Here is a 6,617-nt window from a genome sequence, read left to right as displayed (position 1 = left end):
CGGCCGAGGTGCACCAGCGTTCCCCGCGTTTCCACGCGGGCATCCAGGTGGCTTGGTTCTGATAGCGGCGCAGACACCGGCCGGCGCCGAGTCGCCAGGGTAGGCGCTCGGGGCGGCGTCCCATGTTTGTTCGCCGCTGGACGCGGAACCTGGCGCGCGGCCGGTTTTGCGCCGGCCGCACGCATCGCATGCCCCCATTTTGAGCATCCGTCAAGCGCGAAACCGGGACCTTGTGGTCGCGAACAGCGCGGTGTTTCTGCGCTTTCTGCGCCGAACACCCGCCGCTGTTATGGGTCAAAATGACCCGCTACACCCCAGCTCTGACTTCTCACTTGTACATGGTCAACGCCCCACCACAACCCCACAACGCCGGTGCCGATCACGCCACCCAGGACGGTGCGGCGGTTGGGCCCGTGCCGGGCGGCATGCCCTACGAGCAGATGTTCCAGCTTTCGCCGCTGCCGGGCAGTCTGGCGCGCAAGCAAGATGGCAAGGTGGTGGCCGTCAACGAAGCCTGGGTGGCCTTGACCGGTTTGCGCCCTGAACAGGTGGTTGGCCGCCGCACCGACGAATTCCCCTTTTGGAACGACCACGCCGATCGCGCGAAGTACCTGGCTCAACTCCCCAGTGCCCAGCAATCCCTTTTGTTGCGCTTTGCCGACGGCGCGCTGCACCGCCTGCGTCTGCACACCTCGGAGCTGGTGCTGGGTGGCGAAATCTATTTGCTCGTGTTCATGCAGGAGGTGACCCGTGAACACGAGGCCGAGGCGGCGCTCGAACGGGTCAATCTCGAATTGCAGCAGCGGGTGGAACTGCTGGAAGCGAGCGAAAAGCTGGCCCGCATAGGCCACTGGACCAACGACGCCGACGACAAGGGTGTGCTCTGGTCCCCGGGTCTGTACGACATTGCCGGGCTGGATCCGCAGTTGCCCATGGACCGGACCAGGGGTCGCGGCCGCATCCATCCCGACGATCTCCCCGCCTGGAACGAGGCCCGGCAGGCCAAGGATGGGCGCGAAATCCGCTACCGCTGGGCACACCCCGACGGCGAGACGCGCTGGTTGCGCACCCGCATCGGCAGCACGGCGGTGGGCAATGCCCCGCCGGTCGATTTCGGGGTGGTGCAGGACGTCACCTCCGAGCATTTGGCCAGCCAGCGCCAGGCCAATCAACTCACCTTGATCCAGAGCATCACGGCCAACATGCCCGGCCTGATGTACCAGGCGCGGCTGACAACGGATGGCCGCACACAGATCACCTTTGTCAACGACGCTGTGCGCGAGATTCTGGAAATCGAGCCGGCCGCGTTCATGCAGGATTCGCGCCTGCTGTTTTCGCGCGTGCACCCGGACGATCTGCCGGGAATACTGCAGTTTCTTCGCACCGCCAGCCGGGACCTCACACCCTGGCGCCATGTCACACGCGTCGTGTTGCCGAATCGGGGTTTGCGCTGGTGCAGTGTGGTGGCCGTGCCGCAACCCGACACGGACGGCTCTGTGCTCTGGCACGGTTTCATTGCCGACGTCACCGAGTCGGTGCTGGCGTCGCAGGTGCTGGAGAGACAGCACCACATGCTGGAGGCGGTGCAGCAGGCGCAAACCGAGTTCATCGAGGCGAACGACAAGCGCCGTGCTTTTGAAAAATTGCTGGAAGCGCTGCTGGTTGTGACCGGCAGCGAATACGGATTTGTGGGCGAAGTGCTGTACGACGCCAAGGGCCAGCCCTATCTCAAGACCCACGCCATCACCAACATCGCCTGGGACGAGGCTTCGCGGCGAATGCACGCCGAGCAGCAGGAAGCGGGTATGGAGTTTCGCAACCTGCATACCTTGTTCGGACACACGTTGGTGACCAAAGAGGTGGTGATCGCCAACGATCCCGCCAACGATCCACGTTCCGGTGGCAGACCCAGTGGCCACCCGAGCATGAATGCCTATCTGGGCATTCCCATTTTGGTGGACCAGGAACTGGTCGGCATGGTCGGTCTGGCCAACCGGTCTGCCGGATATGCGATGAAGGACGTGGAACTGCTGCAGCCCTTGCTGGGCTCGGTGCGCCAGCTGGTGCGTGCTTTGCGCCACACGGTGGAGCGCCAGCGCACGCAGCAACAGCTGGAAACCACGGGTGCATTGCTGGCGGAAAAAAGCCGCGCCTTGCAAGACACGCTGGACAGCATCAGCCAAGGCTTGATCAAGGTGGACGCCGATGGCCGCACGGCCATCTACAACCGCCGCGTTCTGGAACTGCTGAACCTGCCCGAGGCCTTGCTGGAGTCCCAGCCGACCCACGAAACCATCGTGCGCTTTCAACACGAGCGCGGTGACTTTGGAGAAAACCTGGAGCTGATCGAAGCCTCTGCCCGGGCTTATCTGGGGCCAGGGCCGCAAGCCGATGCGCCGGAAAAATACTGGCGCAGCACGCTGGATGGGCGCACGCTGGAAATCCGCACCCGCCGTCTGGACGATGGCGGCATGGTGCGAACCTACACCGACGTCAGCTCGTATTTCGAAGCCCAGGAGGCCTTGCGCTCGCAACGGCAGCGCCTGGAATGGGTGCTCGAGGCGACCCGCCCCGGTATCTGGGAGACCGATCTTCAGACCCGGGCGATGAAGATCAATGCCCGCTGGGGCGAGATGCTGGGTTACACGCAAGACGAGCTGGAACCGGCCACCATCGACACCTGGATCCGCTTGCTGCACCCCGAGGACGCGGTGGTCGCGTTGCGGCGCCTGAACGCGCACTGGCGTGGCCAGACCGCGTTTTATGAGTGCTATGTGCGCATCCTGCACAAGGACGGCCACTGGGTCTGGATCAACGACCGGGGGCGGGTGCACCAACGCGATGCGTCGGGTCGGGCGTTGTACATGTCGGGCACGCACCTGGATATCTCCGACCGGGTGGGCGCGCAGGAAGAAGCGCGCGCGCTCAATGCCGGCCTGGAGCAGCGCGTGGCCCAGCGCACCGCCGATCTGGAGCTCACGCTCAAGGACATGGAAGCCATCTCGTATTCGATCGCGCACGATCTGCGCGCCCCCTTGCGTGCCGTCAATGGCTTTGCGGCGATGATCGCCGAAGAAGAGCAGGAGCGCATGAGTCCTTCTGGGCGGGACATGTTCGCGCGCATCGTGCGCTCGTCGCGCAACATGGGCCAGATGCTGACCGATATGCTGTCGATGCTGCAAGTGGTGCGCGTCGAACTCGACGCGGTGGCGGTGGACATGAACGCCGTGACGCACGCGGCCATCGAGGCGCTGGCCAGCACCGATCCCCGGGCCCGTGTCGATGCCGAGCAGTTGCCACCCGCGCTGGGGGACGCGACCTTGTTGCGCCAGGTGTTGCTGAATCTGCTGGACAACGCACTGAAATACTCGCGCAACAGGGACGTGCCCCGGGTGCAGATTGGCTACGACGCCGAGCAGCGCGCCTATTTCATGCGCGACAACGGCGTGGGGTTTGACATGGCGCACGCGTCCAAACTGTTTGGCCTGTTCCAGCGTCTGCATGCAGGCTCTGATGTGCCGGGCATGGGTGTCGGGCTGGCCATCGTCTCGCGCATCATCGAACGCCACACCGGGCGCATCTGGGCCGAATCACAACCCGGCAGGGGAACCACCTTCTGGTGGACCTTGCCGGCGCCTTCAGACGGTGGATGACGGCGCGCTGGGTGGCGCCTCAGGGGTGTCGGGCGCGTCGGGGGCGGTAGGGGTATTCAGGGCCTCTGGCAGGGCCATCGGCTCGTCAGCGGGCTTCTGCAAGGCCTGGCGCACCGTGGCCTTGTCGCCGGCGCTGGCGAATTTGCTGTATTTGCCCAGCGAACCGATCAGCTGGCCATAAATCCGGGGGTTCGCGGCCAGACACTCTTTTTGTTCCAGAAAGTTGGCTTCGCCCGTGAAGTTGCCCACCAGACCACCGGCCTCGGTCACCAGCAAGGCGCCCGCAGCCACATCCCAGGGCGAGAGCCCGGTTTCAAAGAAGCCGTCGGAAAAACCCGCCGCCACATAGGCCAGATCGAGCGCAGCCGAGCCAGGGCGGCGCACGCCGGCGCAGCGCGGCATCACGTCGGCCAGCAGATTCAGATAGGTCTTGAACTGGTCGCCCGCGCGGAACGGAAAACCGGTGGAGAGCAGGCATTCGCGCATCTCGGTGCGCTTGGCCACCCGGATGCGCCGGTCGTTGAGGTAGGCGCCGCGTCCGCGCGTGGCGCAAAAGAGGTCGTTGCGGGTCGGGTCGTAGACCACCGCCTGCTCCAGCTTGTTGCCCACCATCAAGGCAATGCTGACGCAATAGACCGGAAAGCCGTGGATGAAGTTTGTGGTGCCGTCCAGGGGATCGATGATCCAGACATGGTCTGCCCCGCCATGGTGGCCCTCGCGCCGGCCCGATTCTTCGGCCCAGATCGCGTGGTCCGGGTAGGCGGTGAGCAAGATGTCGATGATGGCGGCTTCGGCCGCCTGGTCCACCTCGGTCACGTAGTCGTTGGTCGCCTTGGCCGCCACCCGTACCGACTCGATGTCGAGTGCGGCGCGGTTGATGATGGTACCTGCGGTGCGAGCGGCCTTGATGGCCACGTTGAGCATGGGGTGGAGGGTGGACGACATGAATTGTGAACCTTGGCACGACACGGGAGTGGCGCGCGACAGTGGAAGAGCGGCGGGGACCGGCCAGGCGATGCAGGGCGGCGACAATAACCCACATTTTACTTGCCCGCCACCTGTCCGCATGCGAACCCGATTTATTCTGATCCAGACCAGCCACGCCGGCAACGTCGGCGGCGTGGCCCGTGCCATGAAAGTGATGGGCTTTGACGACCTGGTGCTGGTGGCGCCGCGCTGGGCCAATGTGCTGCGCCGCGAGGAAACCATACAGCGCGCCAGCGGCGCCAACGATGTGCTGGCCAAGGCCCGCATCGTCGAGTCTCTGGACGAGGCGCTGGAGGGCATGGACCATTTGTGCGCCACCGCCATGACCCCCCGGGACTTTGGACCACCCACCCTCGCGCCACGCGCGCATTTTGATGCGCTGCTGCGCCCGACCGTGGCGGAAACACCTGACCAAACCCCGGCGCCAGCCGCGCCAGAAGGCGTTGCCTTCTTGTTCGGCTCGGAACGCTTTGGCATGCGCAACGAAGACGTTTACCGCTGCCACGCCGCGCTGTGCATCCCCACGGCGCCCGACTTCGGTTCGCTCAACCTGGCGGCAGCGGTGCAACTCATCGCCTACGACTGGCGGCAGGCGCTGGGTGGATTTGCGCCGCCCGCAGCGGCTGCGCCGCCGCGCAGCCTGGCCGACACACAGGCGCTGGCGGGGCTGCTGCAGCACCTGGAGCAGGCGCTGGTGGCGGTGGATTTTCTGGATCCCGAGGCGCCCAAGAAGCTCATGCCCCGGTTGAACCAGCTTTTCAACCGGGCTGCATTGAGCGAGGAAGAAGTCCACATTCTGCGCGGTGTTGCCAAGGCCATGCTGAAGACCGCGCAGCAAGCGAAGCGCTAGACTCACGCGTATGTTTGCCCGCATCCGATCCGATATCCAGTGTGTTCTTGAGCGCGATCCCGCCGCCCGTGGTATCTGGGAGGTGGTCACCTGCTATCCCGGTCTGCATGCCGTGTGGCTGCACCGGCCTGCGCACTGGTGCTGGAACCATGGTCTGAAGTGGCCGGGGCGTTTCATCTCCCACCTCGCGCGCTGGTTCACCGGCATCGAAATCCATCCCGGCGCCAAGCTGGGCAACCGCGTGTTCTTCGACCACGCCATGGGTGTGGTGGTCGGTGAAACCGCCGAGATCGGCGATGGCTGCACCATTTACCAGGGCGTGACACTGGGCGGCACCTCGCTCTACAAGGGCACCAAGCGCCATCCCACGTTGGGTAAAGACGTGGTGGTGAGCGCGGGCGCCAAGGTGCTCGGCGGGTTCCTGGTGGGTGATGGCGCCAAGATCGGCAGCAACGCCGTGGTCATCAAGCCAGTACCGGCGGGCGCCACGGCGGTGGGTATTCCGGCGCGCATCATCCCGTCCAAAACCGGGGAAAGCGCCGACGTGACCGAGCCGCATGCCAAATTCTCGGCCTACGGCATCACGCAGGAAGACGACCCTTTGTCACAGGCCATGCGCGGCCTGATCGACACCGCTTCCGGTCAGGAGCACCAGATTGCCTTGCTGTGGCAGGCGATCGAAAAGCTCTCGTCGAGCAAGACCGAGAGCGATTGCGTGCCAGCCGACGCCGCGCGCAACGAGTGTTTTGAAGCCGAAAAGCTGAACCAGCTGGTCGGGAAGTAGGGTCCTCTCCCGCCTCGCACTGCGGCGCGTCACCCTACAGGCGCGCAATAGGGGGCGGCCTCGCACAGTTGGCTCAGCAGCGTCCTGGCGCCAAGCACCTATCCGGCGCGACGTGGGCCCCGTCCAGGATGCCGTGGAACTGGCTTTGCCAGGCCGCAGGCATCGCCCCCTGGGGGGTGACGGCGAAGCCGGCGCGGGGGGATCAATGGTGATGCCCGTGCGCCCCGTGCGCGTGGCCGTGGGTACTTTCTTCGGCGCTGGCGGCACGCACTTCCAGCACCTTGAGCGAAAAGCGCAGCGTCTGCCCGGCCAAGGGGTGGTTGCCGTCCAGGTGCACGGTCGG

At 65.2% G+C, this 6,617-nt stretch carries 4 protein-coding genes and 1 pseudogene; 3 read left to right on the top strand and 2 right to left on the bottom strand.

Features of this window, described 5'->3' with window-relative positions; translation table 11 throughout:
- The first annotated feature begins 338 nt into the window (after positions 1 to 338).
- Positions 339 to 3,653 carry a PAS domain-containing protein gene (locus tag ABYB95_RS14430; protein ID WP_372659263.1) on the top strand — a complete coding sequence of 1,105 codons (3,315 nt, stop codon included), beginning with the start codon at positions 339 to 341 and terminating at the stop codon, positions 3,651 to 3,653.
- On the opposite strand, the gene ABYB95_RS14425 is transcribed toward ABYB95_RS14430, so the two are convergent.
- Positions 3,639 to 4,598 (bottom strand): inositol monophosphatase family protein, encoded by a 960-nt coding sequence (locus ABYB95_RS14425; protein ID WP_372659262.1) that lies wholly within the window; start codon positions 4,596 to 4,598, stop codon positions 3,639 to 3,641. The genes ABYB95_RS14430 and ABYB95_RS14425 overlap by 15 nt on opposite strands.
- Before the next feature lie 121 nt (positions 4,599 to 4,719).
- Between ABYB95_RS14425 and ABYB95_RS14420 the strand changes: the two genes are divergently transcribed.
- Together ABYB95_RS14420 and cysE are read left to right on the top strand one after the other, a co-directional pair.
- Positions 4,720 to 5,490 carry an RNA methyltransferase gene (locus ABYB95_RS14420; protein WP_372659261.1) on the top strand — a complete coding sequence of 257 codons (771 nt, stop codon included), beginning with the start codon at positions 4,720 to 4,722 and terminating at the stop codon, positions 5,488 to 5,490.
- 10 nt (positions 5,491 to 5,500) lie between these two features.
- Positions 5,501 to 6,274 carry a serine O-acetyltransferase gene (gene cysE, locus ABYB95_RS14415; RefSeq protein ID WP_372659260.1) on the top strand — a complete coding sequence of 258 codons (774 nt, stop codon included), beginning with the start codon at positions 5,501 to 5,503 and terminating at the stop codon, positions 6,272 to 6,274.
- 202 nt (positions 6,275 to 6,476) lie between these two features.
- On the opposite strand, the pseudogene ABYB95_RS14410 reads toward cysE, so the two are convergent.
- Positions 6,477 to 6,617 (bottom strand): annotated as a pseudogene (locus ABYB95_RS14410) (peptidylprolyl isomerase); the annotation flags it as partial.

Source organism: Hydrogenophaga sp., assembly GCF_041633695.1.
Classification (GTDB): domain Bacteria; phylum Pseudomonadota; class Gammaproteobacteria; order Burkholderiales; family Burkholderiaceae_C; genus Hydrogenophaga.
This window is presented reverse-complemented; position numbering and strand designations above follow the sequence as displayed.

What these genes read in the sequence shown, in the direction of transcription:
- ABYB95_RS14430 (WP_372659263.1), top strand. Translation starts at nt 339, where the DNA reads ATGGTCAACGCCCCACCACAACCCCACAACGCCGGTGCCGATCACGCC.
- ABYB95_RS14425 (WP_372659262.1), bottom strand. Translation starts at nt 4,598, where the DNA reads ATGTCGTCCACCCTCCACCCCATGCTCAACGTGGCCATCAAGGCCGCT.
- ABYB95_RS14420 (WP_372659261.1), top strand. Translation starts at nt 4,720, where the DNA reads ATGCGAACCCGATTTATTCTGATCCAGACCAGCCACGCCGGCAACGTC.
- cysE (WP_372659260.1), top strand. Translation starts at nt 5,501, where the DNA reads ATGTTTGCCCGCATCCGATCCGATATCCAGTGTGTTCTTGAGCGCGAT.